Genomic DNA, 26,350 nt, shown 5'->3' on the forward strand with positions numbered 1-26,350 from the left:
TTAAAATAGCGAGACCCCCAGTTGATACTAGGAGTCTTGCATTTTATTCCTCATCCCACTCCGGAGGATAAACCGCATCAGGCAAATCAATTCCGACTTCTTCGTAGTAGCGGATTGCACCTGGGTGCATCGGATAAGTTTCATTGATTAAGATTGCTTCAGGATCTCTTGCTTCTTCAGCGGAGGCATGTGTTGTAATCATATCTTCAATATTTTCATGATACGCTTTTACAAAGTCATAAACGAACTCTTCATTCGCATCCATATGGACAACACCAAAGTTATATTGGGCAATTGTTTCAAGGTCCGAATCAAGGGAATTATAGGTGTCTTCCGGAATGATAAAGTCAACAAAATATGGCAATGCTTCCTTTACCGTCTCACGTTCTTCCCCATCAATTCCATAAATATTAATGTCTGTCTGTGCTTCAATTTCTGTTACAGAGGCAATTGGAATACCAGCAGAAAATCCTATATGATCCAGCTGCCCATCCATCATTTGCGAAGCCATATCACTAGCTCCAGCCTGTACTTGGTCGCCTGTTTCAATACCGAGTGCTTCATAGATTAACGGATTATATGTGCCGGGTGTCCCTCCAGATGGACCAACACCGACCCGCTCTCCTTCATGTTCCGTCACGCTTGTTACCCCAGAATTTGCCGTTGACCACCAATGGAAGGGTGTGTGATACATCGGGAATATAACTCGGGTTTCTTCGTACGTTTTATCCGCCCAGTCTCCCTCTCCAGTCACCCCTTCATAAAGTGGGCCCTCTGTTACCATACCAACTTGAATATCTTCGGAATCCAATAGTTGAATATTGTGTACTGGCCCCCCAGTCACTTCAACATTAGACGTAATATCCAGATGTTCCTCTAAAAGATTCGCTAGACCGCCACCCCAAATATAATATGTCCCTCCTTGGGAAGCTGTCCCAATTGTTACCGTAGAAGGATAATCATCACCGCCAGCTGATTCGGTATCTACCTCCTCGCTGGAAGCTTCATTGTCCTCATCTCCACAAGCTGCAAGCATGAATAAAAACATCCCGAATATTAAAACAAACAGCCACTTATTCTTTTTCCACATCCTAATTTCCTCCCTCTTTTTATTGATATTTTGGAAGATATTCTATATATGAAGCTCCATACCTCTCTTCAAATCTTTCATATAAAGGTATAAAAGCATCTTCCCATTGTTTCTTTTCTGTGTCTGTCAATTCATGAATTTCCAAACAACGGCAGGCTTGTAATTCTTCATAATTTTCCTCATTGATTTCTGAAGCAAATTTCATATTCCATTCGGTAACTTCACGAAGCGTGTCCAGCATAATTATTTGAATATCATCCGGCAGGTTTTTCCAAAATTCATTATTAATCAGCACAAGATACCCTAAGTAACCATGATTACTGATCGTCATATAATCTTGTACGGAATGGATATTTTTGTTGACTATATTGGAAAATGTATTTTCTTGTGCATTGAGCTGCTCCTTGTCCAATACAGGAAATACTTGGTCAAATGTTTCCACTTGGGAATCTGCATCAAGTAATTCAAATTGCTCAGACAATAAGTCACTCGCCATAATTCGGAAATTCAAACCCGAAAAGTCTGCTGGCATATGCAATGGGCTATGATTATTCGTCATCTGTTTAAATCCGTTATCCCAGAATGCCAAAGGAAACATCCCTTCCTGCTCCAGTTTCTTAAATAAAACTTCGCCAGCCGGCCCCTTCACATATTCCTGGACTTCTTCAAACGATTCAAAAGCAAAAGGCAAGTCGAATACTTGCCATTCCGGGACAAGCGAAGTTACTTTCGATGTTGAGGGGGCAATCATCTGGACATCTCCATTCAGAAGTGCAGAAATTTCTTCCCCGTCCTTATAGAGGAAACTATTTGGAAAAACCTGTATCTCGACATAACCATTTGTCCGCTCCTTGACAAGTTCAGCAAACTTTCTAGCAGCAAGTCCTTTTGGCGTATCTTCACCAACGACATGAGAGAAACGAATTACAATCCGTTCTTCCTCACTCAACTGTTCATGATCTTCCGGATAGGCATTTTTTTCACAGGCGGAAAGCATAAATAGTAGAACGAGTAAGAGGAGGAATTGGGAAGTATGAGTCAACTGGGTTAATATATCTCCACCTCCACCTTTTTACAATATTTCGATTAGTAAGTTGTTTTAAATTATAAAGCGCTTACAAATTCTGAGCAATAATAAAAACATATTGTTCTTTTTGGTCTTTTTGGTCGGAACTAGTTGGATTCAGTATCGTTTTGCACATAAAAAAATGCCCCTTTAAGGGCTTCAAACGCTTTAAGCAAAGTAATAATTACTTGGTCGACCTACTTTCCCGTATTCTACTTGCATATTAATTTGCTTGGACTTTTCGAGATAATCCAAGTAACGGCGAACAGTCACACGTGCCATCCCGAGATTTACTGCTAATTGCTCTGCTGTTACCGGTTCAATTTGTTCTGAAACGGCTAACATGACTTGTTTTAATGTAACCTCACTTAATCCTTTTGGTAATATATCTTTTTCGATTTCTTTTTGTGTCGACCACATATCAATATCCGCTTGTGTTACTTCCTGATAATGCGAAAACTTCTTCCACATTTTCGCATAATTTGTTAAGGCTTGCTGAAAGCGTTCAAAATGAAAAGGCTTCACTAAATAATCAATAGCCCCGTAACGAAAGATTTTTTGGACGGTATTCGTATCCTTAGCAGCAGTGATCATGATGACATCGACTGGTAACTGTTTTTCTCGCAAATTATATAATACTTCGATTCCAGTTATATCTGGCAAATAAACATCAAGCAACACGAGATCCGGTCTCAGATTCTCAATTAGCTCTATTGCATCCTTCCCCTTCACAGCACTGCCAATTAATGAAAATGAAGCTATTTCTTCTAAGAAACCTTTATTAACCTCCATTACCATCGGGTCATCTTCAACGATTACTACATTAATCATTAAACCCCTCCAATCTATACCTTGATCACCACTTCAGCTGTCGTGCCCTCATATTTTTCTGAAGTAATGGTGATGGTACCTTTCTTAAGGTCTACAATATCTTTAACTAAAGTGAGTCCGATGCCCCTTCCCTCCTTTGCCTTTGAACTATACCCCTGATCGAATATAAAACCCAACTCATCTTCCGTCATCCCGATTCCTGTATCTGTTACAGAGAAATAAAAATACGATTCATTCCCTTGAATGAGACAAGTTACTTTTTTCTTATCTCTAGCGTCACACGCCTCAAATGCATTATCAATCAAATTACCAACAATCGTAATAATATCACCGGTACTAAGCCCCTGTACGGTAGCTTCCAGAAAACTTTGTAATTCGATATCGAATGTAACTCCAAGTTCTTTCGCTCGGGAACGCTTTCCTAATATTAGACCAGAAACGGCATAGTCTTTAATATGATTCCGAATAAAAGAAACAAGATTTTCTTCATCGGATGTTTCTTGCACAATCAGTTTTAACGCCTTATCAATCTTACCTAATTGAATTAAACCGCCGATACTATGAAGTTTGTTCATATGCTCGTGATTTTGGGCTCGCAGTGCTCCAACAAGCTCCTTTACTCCAGTCAATTCTTCACCTAATTGATGGGCGACCGAACGATTTTGCAAGGTCAGTAATGAACCGACATGGTCATCCTTTACAAAGATTGGATAAACCGAGAGAAGATACATCGTACCTCCTAAATTGATCGGTTTGTTTGTGAGATGCATTTCTTCTACGCGTTGAAAAGACAACCAATTTTTATTAAAGACTTGTTCCAAGGTTGCGGTATCATCCGTTGCATCTGTATACTCCTCAGCCAAGTGATTCATAAAGCTTATCTTCCCTCTGTCATCGGTTGCAATAATACCGATATCGAGGGTTTGCATAATGGTTGAGCGTTCTTCAAATAGCCGGGCAATTTCATAGGGTTCCAAACGATAAGTTTGTTTTTTAACGTTATTTGCTAAAAACCAAGCACCGACTAAACCAATCAACAGTCCACCAAGGAGGGAGAAAAAAAGATTACGATGATATTGTTTTAATAATGTTTTTAAATTCGGTGCTAGAATTCCAACAACCGCAACACCTACTTGCGTTATTCCTTCTTCATCCATAATCGGAACGAACGCACGAATGGCAAAGCCTAAATCTCCTTCTGCTTTTGAAATGTATTCAAGCTCCGAAAACGCCGCTCTCTCATCTCCGCCTTCAAATACTTGGCCAATGAAAGATTCAGAGGGGTGGGAGTAGCGCTTTTTATTCATATCTAAAATGACAATATAATCGACATTTGTAGATAACCGGATCCGTTCTGCAATCGGTTGGATTGTTTCTTCTCCACCTTCCTTCCCGACTGTTGAACGAATTTCATCGAGCTGACCAACTGTTCGGGCAATTGCAATTGCCCTTTCTCCAATCTCCTCTTCAAAAGAAGCGGAAATACTATAAAGCATCGTGATTCCGCTTACAAAAACAGAGCAACAGACGAGTAAAGAAGACAACAGGAGGATCTTTGTCCGTAATCTTATCCTTTTTTTCATATGGAGGCACCACTTTTATGGAAGATTTCTAGAAAGGTTCCGTAGTATTATGTATTTTCATAAATAATCAGATTTTTCATCATTATATTGGAGAGGATTTGTTTTGTCAATGGAGTAAAATTATGGCAAGCCGCGTCTCACCCGCGGCCTTTTACCATACCACCATTAGTTGCACATAAATCTGCACGACAACATAAAGCACAAGTGCATATTTCCAATTAAAAACGATTCCATTTTTGAAACCACTCAAACCATTCGCACCACTTAGCGTAATCACAGGCATAATTAACGGAGAGAGCAAAATGGAAATCGCACTTCCAGACGTGACGGCGAGCACAATAATTTCTGGCGGATAAGGTAATTGGAGGCTCCCTAAAATTCCGCCGACAAGAACCATCACCGTAAGCGGCCCAAGACCAAAGAATCCAAGAATGATAATAATAAATGGCAGGAAATAAAGGATGTTTAAAAACGGCAGTGCTGTCTGCAAACCATAGATTCCATCTACGACAATACTAGCGAATGAAGTCTGATTGAGCGCATAAATCATCATCCCGGCACCGAGCATCATGCAAAGCTGGTATGACTCTCTTGCTACATCTTTACGTATATGAGTTTTTAAATTTTGCAGGAGTTTATGGGGTCTTCTTTTATATAAGAAATAAGAAATGATCCACGCGATAACAACGAGCGGAATCAAGACGAGCAGTTCAATGTCCCAAAAGCCCTGTAAAATGAAAATCGTGCCAAATAGAGACACAAAAAGTATTATAAACTCTTTAAAGTCACGCTGGACTAAACGGTCTTGCGGATTTGCCCCCAATACTTCTTCAAATTCACTACGGACTCCTGCGGTTAAATTAACACCAAATTTCTTTTCTTCAAAATGAGAGAATACGAGCGCAATACCAACTCCGACTACCGCCATTCCAAATCCTTGTAAAATCGATAGATAAAGAGAAGCATCCATAATTTCCACGACAAAAACAAAACTCGGGATGCTGACAACCCATAAGGTTGATAAAGCAAACCCTCGTAATAATGCGGTCCCTTTGAAATTTTCCCAAGCTTCTCCGCGTTTATCCGCTAGAATTTCATCAATAAAGTGATAAACCATCTGGATGGAGCCAAACAAAAGAAAATATGCGATCACTTGTGTAAACGAAATGGCCCCAAGGTAAAATCTCCTGCTCGTATTAAGCAGTTTATTTCCATAGGAAACGATTGCTTCCATATAGGGTTCTTCGCGTAGGACCCAGCTGATCAGGGGGACAAGGATTAATAAGCCAATCATATTACGCATTTGGCGGAGTCCATGGAGAATTCCTTCGAGTAGAGGTATGTCAGAGTAAATTAAAATGAAGATGCCAAACAGCAAAAGACCGAGCGGCATTTTTAGATTTTTAACGGAAAGTAGGATTGCACCACAAATTACGATGCCAGTCCCACTGATGGATAATAATTGAAGTAAAAACGCATGCGGATGAAAATACGTATAAAAATGCAACACACCATATAAAACAATCGATAAGCTCAAACCCCACTGCGCAAGTCCCTTCATCTCTCCAAAACTCCCTGCCTTAAGATGACTCCATTGTACACTTGCCAATCATTTCCTTCAATGGGGGGGACATTGGGGTCAGAGGGTTTTTCCCAGTGATGTGGGACAAACCTTCTGCCCCCCAATATTACAACCCTAGTAATGTAGAAATAATCCAACTGGATCCGTAGAATACCATGAACTGGACACCGACTCCTACTCCAAGGAAACGATTTAGCATCCCGCCGACCATTGCCATGGCAAAGGTGACAACTATCCCAACTAATCCGCCTTCATAAAATGCAAGCAAACATACGATTCCAATAAACATCGCAATAATTGCTTCCTGGTTAATTCGCTTCAGCACGAATACAGTTGCTTTTCGCGCATAATTCATCGAAAACGGATATGCGATCAAAGATGCAACAACCAACCCGATTAAACCGTAAATAAAGAAATCCATCGGCGTAAGCATCGTATGCAGATTATGTACCGGTTCTGTCGTGTATACTGGTGGTGCATTAAATAACGCTTGAGCTGGTCCGATTGCAACCGGGCTCAGCGGAATACCGAACGCAATAAGCGGGATAAGCGTTTCAGCAACATAAGTCGATTCCGTTACCGCGTTCATTGTAGCAAGACTCGTCGTAGATTTTTTATACTGTCCTTTTATTCTTGACCCGACAATCTCTCCCATTAGCGACGTCATCCCTACTGGACTAAGTGCAAACGTTAGAGATGATATAAATGATGCTCCTCCAACTGCGGCCGTTTGCTTTTTCGTCAATACTTTAAATGGGTTGGGGAAATATCCTGACCAAGATTTCTTTTCTGGCGCAAGCTTATATTCATTTTTTTCTTTCCGTTCAATTAGTGGTCTTGCGCTGCTTGAAGTTGCGAGTAAAATATCCGTTAACATCGGTCCAATCGCGAGTCCTAGAAAGAAACTGATGGACAAGCCATTCCCCAATATCGTCGTGCTGACTAAATTGAAGCCTTGGATAATTAATGCTAGAGGAACAATGAGCAAAATACTGACCCAACGTCCTTTTGAAACATAACCGATCAATACGGCGGCTAACGTAAATATAATCCCGGCATTATCTTGGAAAAATGTTCCGAACTGACTTAAGAAAACGGCGAACAATAATGCGATTGGAAGGGCAATGAATGCCCCAATAATCCCGCCTGAAATCATTTTTCTAAGGGCAATATGCGGTAAACCTATCCGGCGCATAAAGTTCGCATGCTCAAGCATTGGAGCCGCCGTCGTATCCCCCGGGACCCCCATTAAGGCTGTCGGAATCGCATGGGTCAAGTGCTTCGCGAGCACCGCCGACATAAAGAAGGCAAAAACCGCTTCAGGCGGTGCACCAAGTAACACGACAATCAACGTTGCCGGCACCATAACAGCCGTTTCGTCAGAACCTGAAATAAGACCTATTAAAGTAAAAATTACTCCCGCAACAATTGCCAGGAGGATCGCAAGTAGTAAAACATTCATTAACGCTCTTCCCTCTCTTCATCCATAAACATGTCATAAATTCCTTGATTTTTCATTTCAGCTGCTGTCACGGGATCATTCATAATCGCTTCCCGTTCCTCCTCGATATCAATCTGCAGTTTTGCATATACAGCACTTAGCTCAGCACTTGTATTCGGCGTTTCATTCAGGGTGCGCTTTGGTTTAAATAATAAAGTGTTGAGTAATAGCGCGATTAAACTTCCCGCAATTCCTAAAAGCAAGGAATAGGACTTCACCATTTGTTCTGGTGCAATATGCGGAAATAGTTGTTTTCCGATAAAAAAGCCAATCAGGCTCAAGACAATGCTAAGACTAATCGTTGCGATCAGATGTTTTCCATAAACGGTATCTCCAATTACCTCAACATAAGATTCTTTATTTTTTTGTTGTTTATCTGTCATGTTTGTTTCTCCTTTCTTATGTATGGTTTAGCTATTTCTAGTATGTCCATTCGCTTGTTTTGTGATAATATAAACAAGTTGGAATGAACCAGTTACATCATCCTTTCAACAAGATTTAATATTAAGAAACTTTGTTGAATAGATTATTTTTAGATATTTTACGCACTATCCGATTATACCGAGTCTTGTTGAATGATGTAAAGTAATTATAATTAATCTATTATATTGCTGAATAAAAAAAGCGGGACTGGAGCTCTGCCCCCGTGTCCCGCTTCAATTCATTTGAAATTGTTCCATAAAGAAATAGTGTGCTAGTTTCATGTATTCTGTTGCGACGCGCCAAATATCTTCCCGGTCTCTATACCACCCGGTCGCTTCGTATGGATCATATGGTGTTGGGGCAGCATAGATGGTGATATTTTCGTCTTTCAGTGCCTTATTAAAAATCAGCTTGGAACGATAGGAATGAAATTTGGATGTCGTAAGAATCAACTGATCAATTTCCGGATGATTTTGCAAATACTTTCTAATAGCGAGCGCTTCGTCTTTTGTACTCTCTGCATCTCCTGGAATGATCGTTATTTTATCTTCTGGGACACCAGAATCAGTTAAAACCTTCTTGCTTAATTCCGCATCCCCTGGGATAGAAATGTTATTTTCTTCTAACAATTCATGCCCAGCAAGATGAGACCGAACCATTACTATTTGATCAACTTTTCCATTTTCATAAAGTTCAATTGCACCTAGAGCCCTGTCGCCTACACTTCCCATTAGTAAGACCGATACGGCCTCATCAACTTCTTCCAAATCATCCTCCACTACAAGCACCTCTCCGCCATAGCGAAAAAATAAGAAAAAGAACGTGACAAGAAACAATAAAAATAGCAGAAGTACATAACGCATTTTTAATAGATTACTCAGAGACATATCCTGTATTCCCAAAATCTCGGTTGATTTGTCTTAACTTTTCATCAGATGGCAGCTTGATCGTCAGTAAACCGAGTAATGGTAAGAAAGATACGATAATCATTGTAGGATTTAAACCGATCCAGTCAATTAAACTTCCGAAAAACACGGAACCGACTGCTCCCATACCAAATGCAAGACCTACGATTAAACCGGACATTGTACCGACTTTTCCGGGTATCATTTCTTGACCGTATACTACAGCCACTGAAAAGCTGGATAAAATAAGCGTTCCAATTACCCCAATTAAAATAAGTGCTACGAGCGGTCCGACATATGGAAGTAAGATTGTTAAGGGTACGGGAACGAGTAAAGATCCCATAATAACAATCTTTTTTCCAAAACGGTCAGCAAGCGGACCTCCGACGAACGTACCAATCGCTCCAGTTAGGAGAAAAACAAAAATGAAGGTTTGTGATTCTGCGATCGACACGCCATAATTTTGAATCGCATAAAAAGCATAGTAGTTTGAAATCGCACTATGATACAAGGAACGGATGAATACGACAAACACGAGTAATAACACAGCATTACGGATAACTTTTGGAAGTTTTTGCTTTTGTTTTGGCTCCGCGGCGGATTTCTTTTCTTTTTCTGTCACTTTCTTTATGACTTCCACTTGTCCCGCATACCATCTTGCAATGTAGACAAGAAACATGGAGGCGATAAACGCAACAAGTACAAACCAAATTGCACCAAATTGCCCCATCGGCACAAGAACAAGGGCAGTAATAATAGGCGCAAGTGCTTGTCCACTGTTTCCGCCCACTTGATAAATCGATTGTGCAAGTCCCCGCTTATTCCCTGCTGCAAGATAGGCAACACGTGAACCTTCCGGGTGGAAAACTGCAGAACCTAATCCGATTAAAACAACACTGATTAAAATCGTTGGAAGGTTCGGTGCAAAGGCAAGACCAAGCATTCCGAACATGCTCGACAATAAACCAATCGGCAGGGCATAAGGCATCGGACGTTTGTCTGTATACATACCGACAACCGGCTGCATAACAGATGCCACCATATTTAACGTAAATGTAATGAATCCAAGCTGCGTGAATGTAAGCCCGAGGGAACGTTCCAAAATCGGAAACATTGCCGGAATAACAGCCTGCAAGGAATCATTCAACAAATGAGTCAGACCAATAATAAATAAAATCGAATACATCGTTCTGTTCTGTGGCTGTAACTTAACAGCAGACTGCTTCACCAATATGTATCGCTTCTTTCTATAATATTCATTCTATTTTATACATTATAACACAGCGGGACATTGGGGTCAGAGCAATTGTCCCCCGAAAAATGGGACAATTGCTCTGACCCTCTGTTCCACTGGGACAAAAGCTCTGACCCCGTGTCCTGCTCAAATGGTCTTGAGGAGGAGCTTTTTAAGGAGGGGGGTGAAGTGTTCGGGTAGTTCGGCGACGGTTGGTACCATGATTCGTTCTTTGCCGTAGATGTTTTGCATCGTGAACTCTTCTTTTTCTCCAACTTCGCCTTCTGCAAGGAACATCCCGATCACATCCATTCCTTTTTTCCTCGCTTCTGAAACAGCTAAATGCGTGTCGACGATTCCGTTCTGATTATAGCCGCTTGCTGCAGGTTCCCCGTCAGAAAAAACGAGCAGGAATTTATTCTTCTCGCGGCGAGCTTCAAGTGCCTCCGCCGCTACTCGGATACTAAAACCATCCCGATTATCTTCTTCCGGTTCCAGTTGAAGGATTTTTGCTCCGTTATTGGCATATAACGAATCTGTATGAGAGTGAATTAAATGGAAATAATTCGGCAGATGTCCCGGTCTCACTTCATTCGCATCCTCCCAAAATCCTATTATGGAATGAGGGATTTTCAATTGTTTCAACACTTCATGAAACAGAATAATCCCTTTCTTCGTCTCTTCCATTTTATTCACCATCGAGGCAGAGCAATCAACAAGCAAGGTAAACACTGCATCAAACTCAGTAGATTCCTCGTCTTTCTTATAAAAGATTCGCGGATTATCCTCAAGAACGACAGATAACAACTTATTCGATAAGCGGCCAACGAGCAAGTCCTTCCTTGGATTTGTCTGCTTATGCTCGATTGTTTTACGAATCGTATTGGCAAGCCGGCGCCGATACATTTCGATTGTCGCAACATATTCGCGGTACAGCTTCTCATCTTCCGGGCTCGGCTCCTCCGCTTCCTTCACAATCTTTACAGCATCGGTATTTTCTTCGCCATAGACAGACTCGCTTCCTTGTTTTTCATCTTTCGCACTTTGTTCATCCAGCGCTTCCATTTTCGAATAATCATTCTGCTTACTTTTCCCAGCTGCACCTTGAATACTTGCTATCGCCTGATCAGCATCTTCGGTTTCTCTTACACCACCACCGAGCATACTCGATTTCGTTCCTTGCTCGAGCTCGAACTGCAAGAAGTTCTGCTTGCGATCCTCATTTTTATTCTCCCGGTGCCAAGCGGAAAAGGTCTCATCAAAATACTCGCTCTCTTCTTTATTCACTTCTTCTACATCATCGTTCGTAAGTTCATCTGTACGTGTCAGTTCATCAAATAACGTATTTTTCTCATATCGCTGTACTTCACTCACTGGAAAAATAAAATATTCATTGATAGCGTCCTTCTCATATAAACCATCTAGATGAAACACGATTCGTTCACATATTTCTTTAATATCTTTGCTCGTTCTTGCTTCATAAATAGAATAGAGCATAGGCTTTAGCATTTCCAGATGTTCTAATGCCCGTTCCGAGGCCCGTGCAAAATCTGGATCAGGATGATCAGATTGAATAAGTAAGTAAATCAGACAAAACAATTCATCCAATTCCCTGCTGCGGGTGACATTTGCAGATAGCTGTCTTATAAAGAAGTGCTGAAAATACGTTCTCCGTGTTTGGAATATTCCAGTCGTTCCCGGACGCTCACTTTTAACAATTTCTTCAAGACGGATATCTTCAAATAAAGCAAATAGCTGAGCCGCAAATTTCGGCAGATGTGTTTCTTCAATATCTCGCATATATTCCTGCATATCAGGTATATGAGAATACCGCATCGTCCCGATTGCCCGGAGGTATACATCACTTTTCAAACCTGCTTCTTGCGTTTCCAATTCGAGCTTTTCCCAAAATCTGCTCGCAGTTACTTTTCGTTCTATTAGGTCCACCCCAGCGCCAAAACCATATTCAAACTTCAATTCTGCAACTCCTGATAAAACAGTTGTTAAGTCTTGAAGCTGCATATAATAATTCGTTCTCACCCGTGAATCATGGAAACGATACATCTTGTATTCTCCTTTTTAAAATAAGGTTTCAGCTAAATTATCGATAAATTCCCGTTCTCTTTCTTCCTCAAGCTTATCGGTAATGGCCCGAAGGATCGCTCGCTTTGGCGTAATAAGCGTACTTAAATCACAGGCATCCAGCAATGCGCGGATCGATGCCGCTTCTTCCGGTAGTTTTCCTTGATACACCGCAGTGATTAAATCTCCGGATAATCGAACAAATAAGTCGATTAATTTTTCATCTGTTAAATTCGTTGTCGTTGTAATAAGCTGCTTCAGCTGGTCGCCTTCAATATATGGCACTTCAATCACAATGAAACGGTTTTTCAATGCCTCATTCAATGGGACCGTCCCGATATAGCCTTCGTTAATTGCAGCAATGACGCCAAAACCGTCTTTTGCCGTTATGATTTCATTTGTAAAAGGGTTCGTAATCGTACGGCGATAGTCGAGGACACCGTTAATAAGTGGGAGTGTTTCCGGTTTTGCCATATTAACCTCATCAATGTACAGGAAGCTCCCATCTTTCATTGCATTTGTCACCGGCCCCGGAACAAAATCAATCACCTGTTTATCTCCTTCATATGCCAATGTTTTAAACCCGAGTAAACTTTCCGCATCAAGATCAACTGAACTATTCACACTGAACATCGGTTGCTGAAAAAGATGAGATAGTGTTTCTGCAAATTTCGTTTTCCCAGATCCAGTCGGACCTTTCAATAAAACATTCTTCCCCATGCTTAATGCAACAATCGCATCCACTAATAAATCCATATGCGGCGGCACATACCCACCCGGGCGAATCAAATATTCGAACTCTCCAGGTTCTCTCCTCCGCACCGTCTCCAACCGTTCCTGCACAACATCTGGCAATACATAATCCATCAACAATTACTCCTTTCAAAAACGGGACACGGGGTCAGAGCATTTGTCCCAGACCCGGGCCCATTATATCCGATTTAAACTTTTAATTTTTGTATTGGAAAGCAAGTGAGCTGCTCCATCATGTATGCTTTACTATTCGCATATTTTGATTTGATCCAATATTGCAGCAAACTTAATGTCGCTTTCGTCTGGTATTGAATGAATATTTCATAATTCAATTCCCATAATGGTGATTCTGTTTTAATGAAATCTTCTCCGTAAACAACCCATGAAATAACTTTTCCAATCACTTGTCAAAATCATGATGTCCTTTGGAAAGTGCATAAAAAGCTTGTTGATGTGCTTCAATATATTGAAACATCACCTCGGTTGTTGGAGTGAGCTTCGCAGCATTTATCTTTCGCTTTCCTTGAAAGACATCAAGGATTGCCTGCTCAAAGCCCATCAATAGTTCATATAGCATTTCTTCAAGAAAATCTTCTTTATTGGAAAAATGAGCATAAAATGTCGCCCGATTGATATCCGCTTCATCGGCAATCATAGAAACCATAATTTCATGCTCCTGATGTACATTCATCAGGCAAAGATAAGCATGTTGTAATGCTCCACTCCACGTGTTCGCGCAACTCGTCTGTCCTGTTTCATATCGGCTCTCCTAATATTTTCTCAACAATTCTATTATACCTGTTGTTTAAGCATCATTAAAACCTTTTGTGTTATCCGACTTTAGTCAAAACAATGATAAAGTTAAAGAGAAGTGCAACATCATTTTGAAAAGGATTAAATATTCTGGAGGAATTGTAATGACAGAAAAAATGAAAGCAGCCGTCTGGTATGAAAATAAAGATGTTCGTGTGGAAGAACGTGACGTTAAACCAGTTGGCAACAATGATGTAAAAGTGAAAGTCAGTTGGTCCGGAAATTGTGGAACTGACTTGCACGAATATGAAAGTGGTCCATTGCTTGTTCAAGTAGACGAGCCAAACCCACTAACAGGAGAGTAAGTCCCACTCGTGCACGGACATGAATTCTCAGGGACTGTAGAAGAAGTCGGTAAAAATGTGACAGCATATAAAAAAGGTGATCGTGTCGTTGTGAATCCAGTCGTCACATCCGGCAATCATTCCGATTTAGTTGATCGCTATTATGAATTTTACTTTGCTGGGCTGCACACAGATGGTTCTTTCGCCGAATATTTTGTAGCGAATGAAAATAATGTGGTGGCAATTCCAGATCGTTTGTCCTTGGATAAAGCAGCATTGGTAAAACCTCTTTCTGTTTCTGCTCAAGCAGTGAAGGAAGCTGGAGTTAAACATGGAGATACCATTGCCGTGTTCGGCGCAGGTCCAATCGGTCTATTCGTCATCGGTGCAGCCAAAGCAGCCGGAGCAAAAGAAATTTTAGCGTTTGACTTGTCTGATGAACGGTTGGAAAAAGCAACACAAGTTGGCGCAACAGAGGTACTGAATACAAAAGACATTAACCCAGTTACATTCATTAAAGAAAAATATCCAAATGGAGTAGATGCCTCCCTTGAAGTTGCCGGTGTTAAACCGATTTTTGATCAAGCCATTGATTCCGCAAAACCAAAAATCCTAGGTGTTAGACGTCCGGTATCTCCCGCTTAACCTTTCTCGACATGACTGGAAGTTTTGAGGTGGATGTTTTACGGACGATTACACCAGGATAAAGTGGGACAAAAGCTCTGACCCCATGTCCCGCTTCACATTCGGTTTTTGATGGAGAGGTTGGTTAGAATACCTAAAGAGATCATGGTGATAAGTAAGGATGAACCGCCGTAACTGATTAATGGCAGTGGGACACCGGTAATCGGCATCAGTCCCGATACGGCGCCGAGATTGATCATGACTTGGGTCATCATTTGAAAGGTAATGCCGATTGCAAGTAATTTCGCAAACATATCCGTCGACCCTTTTGCAATCTGTACCCCGCGGAACATGAGGAACAAATAAGCGCCCATTAAAATAATGAGACCGAAAATCCCCAATTCCTCGATAATGACCGCCATAATAAAATCCGTATGAGCCTCTGGCAGAAATCCAAGCTTTTGCACACTATTACCGAGACCGTTCCCCCATAATCCGCCTGTTCCAATCGCAATATATCCATTCACAAGCTGATAGCCGCTCCCTGCCGGATCTGCAAATGGGTCCATAAACGAAGTCACCCGCTCCATTCGGTAGGAGGTCGAAGATATAAAATAGATCATAATCGCCATTCCGAAACTGCCCAACATGAGCAAATGCCGGCTCTTCACTCCCGAACAGATAATAATGAACCCACATGCAAATAGAATCAAAGCAGCAGAGCCTAAATCAGGCTGCATTAATATGAGTAAAAACATAACAGATAAAATAATTAGCGGAGGCAACACCCCCGTTTTAAACGAAGCAAGCTTTTCCTCACTCTTCGAATAAAAGGAAGCAAAATAAATAACCATACATAATTTAATTATTTCGGTAGGTTGAAAGGTTAGAGGACCAAGCTGCACCCACCGCTGTGAGAAATTCCTTACAACCCCGACTCCCGGCACCAACACAAGAATTAGGAGCACAATCGAAACAATAACGAAGATTGGAGCAAGTTTCCGGTAGTTCCGGTAAGGAAACAGCGCCACTACAATAAATAAGAAGACGCTAAGCCCGAACCACTGCAGCTGTCGATAAAAAAAGTGATTCGCGGATTCATATTCCAAATAGCCAAGTACATAACTACTACTATAGATCATCAATAGTCCAAACCCCGTCAAGAGAAAGGACACAATGACGATACTATAGTCCATATATTTTAATCGATTTAAAAATATTTTGCCCATTGTCATTTATCCTCTCACTCATCAGCAAATAAATACTTCCTCGTCCGTAAATGGACACTAAGTACAAGACCGATGACGATGAAATTCGTTAATAATGCGCTGCCCCCGTAGCTGACGAAAGGAAGCGCTATGCCTGTAATCGGTGTAACTCCTATCGTCATCCCAATATTCTGGAAAACCTGTAAGGAGATAAGACCAACTGCCCCTATACAAATAAAACTGCCGAATAAATCATTTGATTCATTCGCTATTTGTACGAGACGATAAATCAGTAAAAAGTAAATAAAAATGAGAATACTGCTTCCAATAAAGCCGAATTCCTCACCGATTACTGCGAAGATAAAATCGGTATGGGCTTCTGGAACCTTCCCACTCTGCACCTGTACTCCCTGATTCACTCCCTTGCCTCCTATTTGCCCGGAACCAATTCCAAGCATCGCCTGCTGTAATTGATACCCGTAATCGGACGTGTATTGTTCCGGATAGAGCCAGCCATAGATTCGTGATAGCTGATGTGGCTTGAAGAAGCGTGTAAATAATGCTTGATGAAAATAAAATATGTAAACTAAAAGACTAGTGAACACGGCCCCTATACTGAAAATTAATCCGATCATCTTAGGTGATATACTCGAAACAACGAGAATCGATACGGTAATGCCTATAATAACTAATGCGGAACCTAAGTCAGGCTGCACCATAATAAGCAAGAAAGGAATAATCGAAACAAGGCCAACTCGAAACGTAAACATGATACTTTTTTTAAAAGCTAATTTTTCCGAACCAATTTTACTTAAGACAGAGGCGAGGTAAATAATTAGTGCTATTTTCATAAATTCAGACGGTTGAATTTCAATAAATCCAAAGCTTAACCAGCGCTGTGAGCCATTTTTTTCCGTGCCAAAAAGGTATACGAGAAGCAATAAACCGGCACAGATGAAGTAAAGATATGGTGCTATTCGCTTTAATAACTCATAATCAAAACGAGCAATCCCGATCATCATGCTGATGCCGATCCCATACCAAATAACTTGCCGCACCGCAAAGTGATAGGGGTTGTCCGTGACATATTGGCCTGAGCCGCTATAAACGGCAATAATGCTGAATACGAATAACCCTGCTAATGTTATTAATATTGTAGTATCTAATTGCTTCTTTTCTCCAAACATAGGGACCCTTCTTAGCCTTTCTATCCGAATTCTTTATTATCGAGCCGCTTCATCACGACTTGTACGACGAGAGCATCATCCATGAAACCTACAGGAAAAAGAAAATCCGGCATTAAGTCCTTCGTAATAACAAAATAAAGCAAAGCTGCTCCGATTAAACCAAGTTCCTTCGCAGAACCTTTTCTGTTCATAAATCGAGTAAACATGGAGTGCAGCTGTTGAATATACGGGCCTTGTCCTTCTATTTTCGCTATTTTTTCCTGGAAACGCTCTAGAATTGTTTGTTTTCCTTCATCTGTTAAACTTTGTTCCTCGTAAATGATGATTTCTTGTTGCAGCTCTTTCTCTGTAAAACCTTTTTCATATCCATCCGTTAGAGATAACATATATTGTATTTTTTCAAATACAGATTGCAGTTCATTTGTTCTTTTTTCATCCGTTTCCTCAATATAACCCGCAGCTTGCATGAGTGGTAAAACATCCGTACCGAGTCCTTCTGACAATTGCTGTAGATGACGAACGTTCGCTTTCCGTTTACCATTCAATATCCTAGATATCGTTGCATGATCCACACCTGATTCTCTGCTTAATCTCCGAATGGAAAATTGTTTCTCCTCCATCAAATCACGCAATACGCTATGTAACGTTTCAAATCGATACTCAGCCACTGGACCGCCTGCCTCTCTATAAACATTAACTCTGTCGAATCTATCAAAGTGGTGACGTTTTGTCAACACGAATAAAGGCGGAAGCGTCCTTGCAGGTTAAAAGCGCGATTCGTTGCGCGATACCTTGGACTGCTGCTACTCGTCCCACCGAAAAGCGATTGCACTAGCGCATCCAGCAGGCGCAGCAACTATAATCCATCGTTTCCGATTCATCTCCCGTACAACGAATAAAGAGGTCAATCATTAATTGATTAACCCCTTACTTCAACAACTCGATTTTTTCACTAAACAGTTCACAAACCAATGCAACGAGCGCACACTTCTGCGGAAAAAGATCAAATCTGATATGCTCACTCCTTGCATGTGGACCACCGCCAGGGATTCCTAAACCATCCAATGTCGGAATGCCGAGAGCAGACGTAAAGTTTCCATCACTGCCACCGCCGGCACTTGCTCCCTTCACCTTCATCCCCAGCTTCTTCCCGGCCCGTTTCGCGATCGCAAAGAGTGCAGCATTTCCAGCTGTCTTTTCCAGCGGCGGACGATTCAATCCGCCTTCGATCAGAAGATCAATCTCAGGGTGGCTGACGGAAAGTGATTCAATAACGGTCTCTATCCGTTTCGCTTCTTCGCTATTCTTCACCCGAAAATCAACTTCAATCTCCGCTTTTTCTGGAATCACATTGCTGACCGAACCGCCATTTATTTTCCCTACATTAATTGTTGTCCCTTTTTTATAATCTGTTAGCCCTTCCAGCTTTTGAATAATCTTGGACATTTCCAAAATAGCGCTGACACCTTCCGCGTGGTGGTTTCCAGCATGCGCACTTTTCCCTGTCGCCGTAATGGTATACGCTCCGACTCCTTTCCGTTCTAATTTAAGTGCATGACTTCTTGATGTCGGTGGCTCCATTACAAATACGGCATCACAGGTCTCAGCCACTGTTTCAATAATAGCTTTAGAAGTAATACTCCCAATCTCTTCATCAGCCGTAAATAAAAATACTGGAGAAAACAAGAGCTTTCCCCTTGTCTCAAGCAAGGCTTTCACTGCCCAGATTGAACAAAGTAATCCAGCCTTCATATCAAAAATTCCCGGGCCGTAAATTTTTTCTTTCTTTTCAGCTACTGGGAGTTCCCCTTTTCTCCAAACCGTATCATAATGAGATAAAAATAAAATCCGTGGACCAGGTTGCTTTCGTATTTCATATTTTAAATGATTTCCAGTCTCATCCATGCCGAACGTTTCCAGCGTAAATTGATCTCCGAAATGACCGGTAATAATCTGTTTAATCTTCTGCTCACAGGAGAGCAATGCCGCCTTATCATGACTTGGCGACTCCGCTTTTACCAATTCGATTAATTCCTTTTTTAACTTCCCCTTATTTGTCGTTACATAATGGAGTACATCACATGTACTAATTTCCTTCACATTCCTTCTCTATAATTTTTTATTCCTTGTTTTCCTTTCCAAGCGGATGATGACAAGCAACAAAATGACCAACTTCTTTCTCTGTAAATTCCGGCTCAATTCGCGAACAAATTTCTGTTTTATATGGACAACGAGGATGAAATTTACAACCTGTAGGTGGGTTAACCGGGTCTGGGATATCGCCTTCCAGTAGTTTACGCTGCTCTTTTCGTTCTGTAGGATCTGGAATCGGTATTGCTGACAGCAGTCCCTCCGTATACGGATGCATCGGGTTCATAAACAACTTTTCCTTTGTTGTTAATTCAACGATTTTACCTAAATACATAACCGCAATCCGGTCGCTCACATGCTTTACAGCCGGCAGACCATGTGCAATGAAAAGATATGTGAGCTGCAATTCCTTTTGCAGCTTCTTCAATAGATTTAAGATTTGTGATTGAATGGACACGTCGAGCGCAGATACCGGCTCATCACATATAATCAGCTTCGGCCGGAGTGCAATCGCTCTTGCAATCCCTACCCTCTGTCTCTGGCCACCACTGAATTCATGCGGATAGCGATAGAGGTATGAACGATTCAAACCGACGAGCTCCATTAAATGGAGTACGTCTTGTTTGAGTTCTGCTTTACTTAATGCAAGATGTGTCCGCAGTGGTTCAGCAATAATATCAAACACACGTTTTCGGGGATTTAAGGAAGAAAAAGGATCTTGGAAAATTATTTGGATGTCTGCCCGCCGCCTCCGCAATTGTTCTGCGGGAAGGTCAAGCAAAGAAATCCCTTCAAACAAAATCTCTCCAGCTGTTGGTTCATGCAGGTGAACAATTAAGTTTCCAAGTGTCGATTTCCCGCAGCCTGATTCACCAACAATTCCTAATACTTCCCCCTTTTTAAGGGTGAAACTAACATCATTCACCGCATAAAGATAATGTTTTTCTTTTTTTAAAAAACCTTTTGTCACGTCGAATGATTTCTTTAACCCACGAACTTCAAGTAAAGGATTTTGACTCATTCAACTTCAGTCCCTTCTCACCATGCAACCAACACCGGACCACATGTCCTTTTCCAATTTCTATTACAGGGGGACTCTCCGCCTTGCATTTATCCATTACAAATGGACAACGATCGGCAAATTTACATCCTTCTGGGAACTCAAATGGACCAGGGACCGTGCCAGGAATCGAATTAAGCTCTTCCTTCCATTCATGGATCTTTGGCGTACTATCGATCAACCCTTTCGTATAAGGGTGCTTCGGCTCTTTGAATAACGTAAAGACGTCTGCCTGCTCCACGACTTGACCGCCATACATCACAATAACTTGATCAGCCATTTCAGCGACTACACCAAGATCATGGGTAATTAATAAAATGGAAGTTCCGAATTCCTCAATCAAATCTTTCATGAGCCGAAGAATCTGTGCTTGAATCGTTACATCTAAGGCTGTCGTCGGTTCATCGGCAATCAGCAGCTTCGGATTACAAGACAATGCCATCGCAATCATGACGCGCTGCCGCATCCCCCCGCTTAATGCATGTGGATATTGGTCATAAACTTGGTTTGCGCGCGCGATTCCAACTTTCTCTAGCATTTCGATGCCAATTTTGATTGCTTCTTTTTTATTTTTCTTCTGATGAAGTCGAATCGATTCCGCAAGCTGATTGCCGATTGTAAACACTGGATTTAAAGACGTCAGTGGTTCCTGAAAAATCATTGCAAGTTGATTCCCGCGGAGCTCGCGCATTTTCTTCAACGATATGTCAACTAAATTCCTGCCTTCGAACAGAATTTCACCGCCTGCAATTTTTCCCGGATTTTCAATTAACCGCATGACCGATAAGGAAGTTACACTTTTCCCTGAGCCGGATTCTCCGACAATGGCAACGACTTCCCCTTTCTTAATCGCGAAAGAGACATCATCCACCGCTGGCACGACACCATCCTCTGTATAAAAATACGTTTTTAAACGGTTGACGGTTAATAATGCGTGCTCCATTCCATCGCCTCCTTCACTTCACCGTTCGCGGATCAAGGATATCCCGCAGCCAGTCACCAAGGAAAATAATTCCTAACACAGAGATCGTAATGGCAAGCCCAGGAAATGTTGCTAACCACCAGCTCGTCGCCAAATAATCTCTCCCATCACTAAGAATCGTTCCCCAGGATACTTGCGGCGGCTGGATGCCCAAACCTAGAAAACTTAAAGAGGATTCCAATATGATCGTACTTGCTACACTTAACGTCGCAACAACAATAAAGGAAGAAATAACATTCGGATATAAATGGGAAAAAATAATATGACGATGTTTCACACCGATCGATTTTGCCGCCCGGATAAAATCCCTTTCCTTTATCGATAAAACCTCACTACGGATAATCCGCGCATATTGCACCCAGTTGGTCACCCCTAGAACTAGGATTAAAGTTAGCAAACCAGGACCAAATACACCTAACATGACCAATGCTAATAAAATATTCGGAATGGCTAAAAAAGAATCAGCAAGCCGCATGAAAAACGTATCAAGAAAGCCGCCGAAATATCCGGTGAAAAGTCCAACAAGCACACCTATGACCCCAGCGAGAACGACGGAAGAAATACCGACTAATAAGGAAACTTGAGAACCGTATATAATGCGGCTTAAGATATCTCTTCCCAAATTATCCGTACCGAGTATATTCGACCGATCCCCTCCTTCCATCCACATAGGAGGCTTATGGGTGTTTACCGGATCGATTGTCTGCGGTTCATGCGGTGCAAGCCATGGCGCCAAAATAGCAATAAGCACAATTGAAACAACGATGAAAAGTCCGACCGTACCTGTCTTACTCCGAAACAGCAATTTCATCCAGCGCTTCATCTTCGAATTTTTCTTTGCAGTACCATGCATCGAGAGCGAACGGGACAACTTACCCACCTCCTATTTATACCTAATCCGTGGGTCTAATAACTGGTACAATAAGTCGGCAATCAGATTCATCATAATGACGAAAAAAGCAATGACCATGACACAAGCCTGGACGATCGCCATATCGCGGTTGTTCACCGCTTGAATGAGCAATTGTCCGATACCTGGCCAAGCAAATACCGTTTCTGTAATTAATGTACCCCCGACAAGTGTCGATGTTTGAAGTGCAATGATTGTAACGACGGGAACGAGCGTATTCCGGAAAGCATGCTTATAAACGACGATTCCTGTTCTCAAGCCTTTACTTTTTGCCGTCCGGATATAATCCTGCCCAAGTGTCTCAAGCATGCTTGAACGAATCAGTCTTGTCATTTCCGCGGCAATCCCTGTTCCAAGGGTAATCGCTGGTAAAATCAAATGGGAAAATGATCCTCTTCCCGACACAGGGAACACGGAGAACGTTACAGAAAATACGAGAATGAGCATAATTCCCAACCAGAAGTTCGGCATCGCTTTTCCAAGCACAGCTGCACCGGTTGCTAAGAGATCAATGCTTGAATTCTTTTTTGTAGCCGACCAGATGCCTAAAGGTATAGCGATCATTATCGCAACGAGGATAGAAGCGATGGCAAGTTCAATCGTAGCCGGGAGTCTTTCTAAGACAAGCAACATAGCATCTTCTCCGTAACGGAAAGATGTTCCAAAATCCCCTTGCAGCATATTTACAACATATCTTCCGTACTGTACATAAAAGGGATCATCGAGCCCCAATGCTGCTTGCAGTGCTGCGATATCCTCGGCAGTCGCATCTTCCGGCAGCAGCAATGCGACGGGATCACCGGCGATGAAGACAAGCGTAAAAACGATGAACGTAATGATCAGCAATACGGGAATGATTTCCAACACTCTTTTTAAAAAATAATGCATTGCTCATCCCTCTTTCCAAATCGGAAGGACTTCCCGAAAGCAAATCATGCATGCCTCCGGGAGATTCCATGCCAATCACTTTCTTGTAATCGTATCTACATAAATCATTTCATCCATTGTCGGTGTATAATCGATTCCTTCGCTTACGCCAATATTGATTGATTCCATATGCAATACAATGTGAGCGACATCCTCTGCAAGCAGTTCCTGTGCTTGAATATACTGCTCATTTCTTTCCTCAAGATCCATGTTTGTCATGGCTGCAGCAAGCAGCTCCTCGACCTCATCGTTCCGGTAATCCGTTTCCCCTTCAAACCGCTCTGCATTGTACCAATCCAGTGCATTCGCTGCGTCAAACATGGAGTTTCCGAGACCAAGTAAATAAGCATCTTCATTCTCATGGGCATTTCGGAGTTCAACAAAATTACTCCATTCCATAAATTCAATATTTGCTGTCACACCAATCTGCGCCCACATACCCGCAACCATTTCCGCAACTTCCGCGTCTTGCAAATATCGACCCCTTGGAGAATGAAACGTCATTTCAAAACCATCCGGAAACCCTGCTTCAGCGAGCAGTTCTTTCGCCCGGTCGAAATCATAGTTATACGTATCATATAAATGTTCTGCAAATCCAAAGTTCCCAGGTGCAACCCGTGTAATCGTCGGCACCCCTGCTCCTCCTAGCAAGCTATCAATTATTGCCTGATTATCAATTGCAAGATCTAGCGCCTCCCGAACTCGCTGATCTGAAGTCGGATAGCCTTCTGTCGACCGTAAGAAGATCATCAACGTCCGGTTTGAAGTCTCTTGGGCTAAATACGTATCCTCATGATCGCTGACCCGGTCCCAATCCGCCGGCGGAATATTAACGGCAATATCAACTCCACCTGTCAACAATTCTGAAACCCGTGTCGAGTTTTCAGGAATAATCCGGAAAACGAGTTGATCCCAATCCTCATTTTTCCCTTCAAAAAAATCGTCGTACACTTCAAATACAATCCGGTCATCTCTTACCCACTCAACAAATTGAAAGGGGCCCGTTCCAATTGGATTTTGCAAAAAGTGATCAAAACCGTTTTCTTCAATATACTTGGAAGGCAATATTCCTGAAGCAATCCGTGAAATGCGGTTGAGCAGCACTGGCTCCGGTTCATGGGTGATGATGCGGAAACGGTAATCATCCAGAATTTCTACTTCTTTAATCTGGTTATAATTCGTATAATCCTTCAATTCTTCACCAGTTGCTACCCGTTCCAGCGAATACTTCACATCAGCTGACGTCAATTCATCTCCATTATGGAAGGTGACGCCTTCTTTCAATTTAAATTCCCAAGTAAGGTCATCAATGTTCTCAAACGACTCTGCAAGGTCCGGCAAAATTTCGCCAGTCTCATTATCGCGCTTCACGAGATAGTTGAACATATTCACATGAATCGCTTCCGTTGATGTATTGATATGATCATGCACATCAAATGTAACCATGTCGGAACCTAGTGCAATCGTCAGTGTTCGATTATCCCCGCTCGTCTCCGTTTTTTCATCCGTGTCCTTTTCTTGTTCCCCGTCCCCATCATCATTACTGCAAGCAACAATCAGAAACAAGCCCATAACCAGAAGTCCAAGCATCCAAAGCTTTCTTTTCATCGGCCCCCTCCTTTTAATTGCGTGACGCAAGCAACATGTTCCTTCATATATATGCGAATCCAAGCGGAGACAGACCTAGAACCATAACGTTTTTTTAGATTCTGTGCTAGACTTATAGACAAAGAATCTAGTTTATCCGAGGAGATTTTCTATGAAAAAAAGCTTTCTTTTCTTAATTTTTCTTGTCATCTGTTTTCTGCACCCAACTAATATTTCTTACGCCGCTTTGCCTCATTTGAAAGCAACGGACCCTGTTTCCTTCGATCCGCCTATTGTCGACTCTCATAACGACACGATGATGAAAATAGTAGATGAGAACACCTGGCTGCCGGTGTTAGATATTGGTGAAGACACTGCCTTAGCACTCGATATTCCTAAAGCAAAAGAAGGCGGACTTGATGTTGCGTTTTTTGCAGCTTTCACTGCTGGATATCAGGATAATAATCCACGTGCCATCAGCAGAACGCTTGCTTTAATCAATGCTTTATTTTGGACAGCGGATCATCATTCGGAAGCCTTTGAAATTGCAAGAGATACAGAGGCAATTAAGCAAACTATCAAGGATGGAAAACTAGCTGCGGTTCCGACAATTGAAGGGGCTTACTCATTGGAGGAGCATAATGCGATTGAACTCGTCAGGCAATATCACGATCTTGGCGTCAAAGTGATTGGCTTTAACTGGAATTATTCGAATGCTCTTGGCGAAGGTGCTGATCAAGTATATGGTGATCCGGCAAAAACTACTTCCAACGGCGGACTAACAGAACTCGGTGCTGCGGTCATTAAAGAAATGAACCGGCTTGGGATGGCAGTCGACGTTTCCCATATGGCACGAACGACATTTGCAGATACAATCAAAGTCACGAAAGCTCCGATTATCGCTTCCCATTCGGGCGTAAATGCAATTAAAGAGCATCAGCGTAACCTGACAGACGAAGAAATGCTTGCTTTAAAAGAGAATGGCGGTATACTGAGCATCGTTTTTTATCCAGCCTTCTTAACGGACAATGCCAACGGGTACGTAACCGATATTGTCGACCATATCGATTATGCAGTAGAAGTGATGGGGATCGACCATGTCGGCCTTGGCTCCGATTTCGACGGGGCGGTACTTCCAGTCGATTTACAGACTGCAGCAGATTTACCAAACATTACAGAAGAGCTTGTTTATCGCGGCTATTCACTTGAGGATATTGAAAAAGTCCTTGGCGGAAACATGCTGCGTGTCCTGGAAGAAATCGAGGAAGTGTCCGAGATGAATGAACATAGAGACGGTACAGGACCAGAGGTTCAGCTTGATTTTGAAATGGGGGAAGCCTTCGAAAGCCGAACCCCTCTTTTAGAAGCGAAGATTGCCGAAGCTGATTTTCCTAACATTAATCAAGATAATTTGCATATGATTATTGATGGAGTTGCTTATGAGGCAGATTTTGATGAAAAAAGCGGCAAAATGTCATTTAAAGTAAAGGATAAGCTGCAGGAAAAGTTCCATGTCGTCACGTTTGAGGCGGAGAGTAATGACGGCGGGAAAACGAGGGAGACGAGGATTGTTTATATTTCGGAGTGAAAACTAAAAAGAAAAAACGAGACTGTCATAGCTTGATGC

General features: G+C 41.9%; 25 protein-coding genes. 3 read left to right on the plus strand and 22 right to left on the minus strand.

Features of this window, described 5'->3' with window-relative positions; translation table 11 throughout:
• Positions 1 to 43 precede the first annotated feature (43 nt).
• The 13 genes from L3V42_RS01035 to L3V42_RS01095 form a co-directional block, all read right to left on the minus strand.
• Complete coding sequence (locus tag L3V42_RS01035) at positions 44 to 1,090, minus strand: TAXI family TRAP transporter solute-binding subunit (RefSeq protein ID WP_235763479.1); 1,047 nt, start codon at positions 1,088 to 1,090, stop codon at positions 44 to 46.
• A gap of 19 nt (positions 1,091 to 1,109) precedes the next feature.
• Complete coding sequence (locus L3V42_RS01040) at positions 1,110 to 2,087, minus strand: DctP family TRAP transporter solute-binding subunit (protein ID WP_439651877.1); 978 nt, start codon at positions 2,085 to 2,087, stop codon at positions 1,110 to 1,112.
• A 237-nt stretch (positions 2,088 to 2,324) separates the two neighbouring features.
• Entirely contained in the window at positions 2,325 to 2,987 is a 663-nt protein-coding gene (locus tag L3V42_RS01045; RefSeq protein ID WP_238471030.1) for a response regulator, read from the minus strand.
• A 14-nt stretch (positions 2,988 to 3,001) separates the two neighbouring features.
• Entirely contained in the window at positions 3,002 to 4,570 is a 1,569-nt protein-coding gene (locus L3V42_RS01050; RefSeq protein ID WP_238471031.1) for an ATP-binding protein, read from the minus strand.
• Between the two features lie 151 nt (positions 4,571 to 4,721).
• On the minus strand, positions 4,722 to 6,131 hold the full coding sequence (locus L3V42_RS01055; protein WP_238471032.1) for a hypothetical protein: 1,410 nt from the start codon (positions 6,129 to 6,131) through the stop codon (positions 4,722 to 4,724).
• A gap of 127 nt (positions 6,132 to 6,258) precedes the next feature.
• A complete protein-coding gene (locus L3V42_RS01060; RefSeq protein ID WP_238471033.1) occupies positions 6,259 to 7,614 on the minus strand; it encodes a tripartite tricarboxylate transporter permease in 1,356 nt (451 codons plus the stop codon).
• Positions 7,614 to 8,036 carry a hypothetical protein gene (locus L3V42_RS01065; protein ID WP_235763473.1) on the minus strand — a complete coding sequence of 141 codons (423 nt, stop codon included), beginning with the start codon at positions 8,034 to 8,036 and terminating at the stop codon, positions 7,614 to 7,616. Before L3V42_RS01065 ends, L3V42_RS01060 begins: the two co-directional genes overlap by 1 nt.
• Before the next feature lie 273 nt (positions 8,037 to 8,309).
• Positions 8,310 to 8,963, minus strand: a complete 654-nt coding sequence (locus L3V42_RS01070) for a YdcF family protein (protein ID WP_235764120.1) — start codon at positions 8,961 to 8,963, stop codon at positions 8,310 to 8,312.
• Positions 8,950 to 10,167, minus strand: a complete 1,218-nt coding sequence (locus tag L3V42_RS01075; RefSeq protein ID WP_235764121.1) for an MFS transporter — start codon at positions 10,165 to 10,167, stop codon at positions 8,950 to 8,952. Before L3V42_RS01075 ends, L3V42_RS01070 begins: the two co-directional genes overlap by 14 nt.
• A 195-nt stretch (positions 10,168 to 10,362) precedes the next feature.
• On the minus strand, positions 10,363 to 12,279 hold the full coding sequence (locus L3V42_RS01080; protein ID WP_235764119.1) for a vWA domain-containing protein: 1,917 nt from the start codon (positions 12,277 to 12,279) through the stop codon (positions 10,363 to 10,365).
• Positions 12,280 to 12,294: 15 nt separating this feature from the next.
• Positions 12,295 to 13,164 carry an ATP-binding protein gene (locus L3V42_RS01085; RefSeq protein ID WP_238471034.1) on the minus strand — a complete coding sequence of 290 codons (870 nt, stop codon included), beginning with the start codon at positions 13,162 to 13,164 and terminating at the stop codon, positions 12,295 to 12,297.
• Positions 13,165 to 13,238: 74 nt separating this feature from the next.
• Positions 13,239 to 13,454, minus strand: a complete 216-nt coding sequence (locus L3V42_RS01090; RefSeq protein WP_238471035.1) for a hypothetical protein — start codon at positions 13,452 to 13,454, stop codon at positions 13,239 to 13,241.
• Positions 13,451 to 13,714, minus strand: coding sequence for a TetR/AcrR family transcriptional regulator (locus L3V42_RS01095; RefSeq protein ID WP_238471036.1), 264 nt, complete (start codon positions 13,712 to 13,714; stop codon positions 13,451 to 13,453). Before L3V42_RS01095 ends, L3V42_RS01090 begins: the two co-directional genes overlap by 4 nt.
• Positions 13,715 to 13,967: 253 nt before the next feature.
• Here L3V42_RS01095 and L3V42_RS01100 point away from each other — a divergent pair, with 253 nt between their 5' ends.
• Positions 13,968 to 14,168, plus strand: coding sequence for a hypothetical protein (locus tag L3V42_RS01100; protein ID WP_238471037.1), 201 nt, complete (start codon positions 13,968 to 13,970; stop codon positions 14,166 to 14,168).
• A 9-nt stretch (positions 14,169 to 14,177) separates the two neighbouring features.
• Entirely contained in the window at positions 14,178 to 14,792 is a 615-nt protein-coding gene (locus tag L3V42_RS18435; RefSeq protein WP_238471038.1) for a zinc-binding dehydrogenase, read from the plus strand.
• Between the two features lie 95 nt (positions 14,793 to 14,887).
• Here L3V42_RS18435 and ftsW read toward each other — a convergent pair whose 3' ends face one another.
• The 9 genes from ftsW to L3V42_RS01150 all read right to left on the minus strand — a co-directional run bounded on the left by ftsW (position 14,888) and on the right by L3V42_RS01150 (position 24,744).
• Positions 14,888 to 16,006, minus strand: coding sequence for a putative lipid II flippase FtsW (gene ftsW, locus L3V42_RS01110; RefSeq protein ID WP_238471039.1), 1,119 nt, complete (start codon positions 16,004 to 16,006; stop codon positions 14,888 to 14,890).
• 8 nt (positions 16,007 to 16,014) lie between these two features.
• Positions 16,015 to 17,166, minus strand: a complete 1,152-nt coding sequence (rodA, locus tag L3V42_RS01115) for a rod shape-determining protein RodA (RefSeq protein ID WP_238471040.1) — start codon at positions 17,164 to 17,166, stop codon at positions 16,015 to 16,017.
• A 20-nt stretch (positions 17,167 to 17,186) separates the two neighbouring features.
• Positions 17,187 to 17,834, minus strand: coding sequence for a helix-turn-helix domain-containing protein (locus L3V42_RS01120; RefSeq protein WP_238471041.1), 648 nt, complete (start codon positions 17,832 to 17,834; stop codon positions 17,187 to 17,189).
• A gap of 259 nt (positions 17,835 to 18,093) precedes the next feature.
• Entirely contained in the window at positions 18,094 to 19,266 is a 1,173-nt protein-coding gene (locus L3V42_RS01125; RefSeq protein WP_235763691.1) for a M20 family metallopeptidase, read from the minus strand.
• A 19-nt stretch (positions 19,267 to 19,285) separates the two neighbouring features.
• The gene (locus L3V42_RS01130) at positions 19,286 to 20,278 is read right to left on the minus strand and encodes an ABC transporter ATP-binding protein (RefSeq protein WP_238471042.1); all 993 of its coding nucleotides are present in this window, start codon (positions 20,276 to 20,278) and stop codon (positions 19,286 to 19,288) included.
• Positions 20,256 to 21,260, minus strand: coding sequence for an ABC transporter ATP-binding protein (locus L3V42_RS01135; protein WP_238471043.1), 1,005 nt, complete (start codon positions 21,258 to 21,260; stop codon positions 20,256 to 20,258). The genes L3V42_RS01130 and L3V42_RS01135 overlap by 23 nt, the downstream gene beginning before the upstream one ends.
• A gap of 13 nt (positions 21,261 to 21,273) precedes the next feature.
• A complete protein-coding gene (locus tag L3V42_RS01140) occupies positions 21,274 to 22,152 on the minus strand; it encodes an ABC transporter permease (protein ID WP_238471438.1) in 879 nt (292 codons plus the stop codon).
• A gap of 30 nt (positions 22,153 to 22,182) precedes the next feature.
• Positions 22,183 to 23,097: an ABC transporter permease gene (locus L3V42_RS01145; protein ID WP_238471044.1), complete on the minus strand. Its 915-nt coding sequence runs from the start codon at positions 23,095 to 23,097 to the stop codon at positions 22,183 to 22,185.
• Between the two features lie 75 nt (positions 23,098 to 23,172).
• Positions 23,173 to 24,744 (minus strand): ABC transporter substrate-binding protein, encoded by a 1,572-nt coding sequence (locus L3V42_RS01150; RefSeq protein WP_238471045.1) that lies wholly within the window; start codon positions 24,742 to 24,744, stop codon positions 23,173 to 23,175.
• Positions 24,745 to 24,895: 151 nt separating this feature from the next.
• Here L3V42_RS01150 and L3V42_RS01155 point away from each other — a divergent pair, with 151 nt between their 5' ends.
• Entirely contained in the window at positions 24,896 to 26,311 is a 1,416-nt protein-coding gene (locus tag L3V42_RS01155) for a dipeptidase (protein ID WP_238471046.1), read from the plus strand.
• Positions 26,312 to 26,350 lie beyond the last annotated feature (39 nt).

Source organism: Oceanobacillus alkalisoli (genome assembly GCF_022213125.1).
Lineage (GTDB): Bacteria > Bacillota > Bacilli > Bacillales > Amphibacillaceae > Oceanobacillus > Oceanobacillus alkalisoli.

Excerpts from the sequence above, each read along its gene's own strand:
- L3V42_RS01060 (WP_238471033.1), bottom strand. The coding sequence starts at position 7,614 with ATGAATGTTTTACTACTTGCGATCCTCCTGGCAATTGTTGCGGGAGTA.
- L3V42_RS01050 (WP_238471031.1), bottom strand. The coding sequence starts at position 4,570 with ATGAAAAAAAGGATAAGATTACGGACAAAGATCCTCCTGTTGTCTTCT.
- L3V42_RS01065 (WP_235763473.1), bottom strand. The coding sequence starts at position 8,036 with ATGACAGATAAACAACAAAAAAATAAAGAATCTTATGTTGAGGTAATT.
- L3V42_RS01150 (WP_238471045.1), bottom strand. The coding sequence starts at position 24,744 with ATGAAAAGAAAGCTTTGGATGCTTGGACTTCTGGTTATGGGCTTGTTT.
- L3V42_RS01045 (WP_238471030.1), bottom strand. The coding sequence starts at position 2,987 with ATGATTAATGTAGTAATCGTTGAAGATGACCCGATGGTAATGGAGGTT.
- L3V42_RS01135 (WP_238471043.1), bottom strand. The coding sequence starts at position 21,260 with ATGGAGCACGCATTATTAACCGTCAACCGTTTAAAAACGTATTTTTAT.
- L3V42_RS01145 (WP_238471044.1), bottom strand. The coding sequence starts at position 23,097 with ATGCATTATTTTTTAAAAAGAGTGTTGGAAATCATTCCCGTATTGCTG.
- L3V42_RS01155 (WP_238471046.1), top strand. The coding sequence starts at position 24,896 with ATGAAAAAAAGCTTTCTTTTCTTAATTTTTCTTGTCATCTGTTTTCTG.
- L3V42_RS01040 (WP_439651877.1), bottom strand. The coding sequence starts at position 2,087 with ATGCTTTCCGCCTGTGAAAAAAATGCCTATCCGGAAGATCATGAACAG.
- ftsW (WP_238471039.1), bottom strand. The coding sequence starts at position 16,006 with ATGACAATGGGCAAAATATTTTTAAATCGATTAAAATATATGGACTAT.
- L3V42_RS01080 (WP_235764119.1), bottom strand. The coding sequence starts at position 12,279 with ATGTATCGTTTCCATGATTCACGGGTGAGAACGAATTATTATATGCAG.
- L3V42_RS01100 (WP_238471037.1), top strand. The coding sequence starts at position 13,968 with ATGACAGAAAAAATGAAAGCAGCCGTCTGGTATGAAAATAAAGATGTT.
- L3V42_RS01130 (WP_238471042.1), bottom strand. The coding sequence starts at position 20,278 with ATGAGTCAAAATCCTTTACTTGAAGTTCGTGGGTTAAAGAAATCATTC.
- L3V42_RS01035 (WP_235763479.1), bottom strand. The coding sequence starts at position 1,090 with ATGTGGAAAAAGAATAAGTGGCTGTTTGTTTTAATATTCGGGATGTTT.
- L3V42_RS01140 (WP_238471438.1), bottom strand. The coding sequence starts at position 22,152 with ATGCATGGTACTGCAAAGAAAAATTCGAAGATGAAGCGCTGGATGAAA.
- L3V42_RS01085 (WP_238471034.1), bottom strand. The coding sequence starts at position 13,164 with ATGGATTATGTATTGCCAGATGTTGTGCAGGAACGGTTGGAGACGGTG.
- L3V42_RS01075 (WP_235764121.1), bottom strand. The coding sequence starts at position 10,167 with ATGTATTCGATTTTATTTATTATTGGTCTGACTCATTTGTTGAATGAT.
- L3V42_RS01070 (WP_235764120.1), bottom strand. The coding sequence starts at position 8,963 with ATGTCTCTGAGTAATCTATTAAAAATGCGTTATGTACTTCTGCTATTT.
- rodA (WP_238471040.1), bottom strand. The coding sequence starts at position 17,166 with ATGTTTGGAGAAAAGAAGCAATTAGATACTACAATATTAATAACATTA.
- L3V42_RS01095 (WP_238471036.1), bottom strand. The coding sequence starts at position 13,714 with ATGGTTTCTATGATTGCCGATGAAGCGGATATCAATCGGGCGACATTT.
- L3V42_RS01055 (WP_238471032.1), bottom strand. The coding sequence starts at position 6,131 with ATGAAGGGACTTGCGCAGTGGGGTTTGAGCTTATCGATTGTTTTATAT.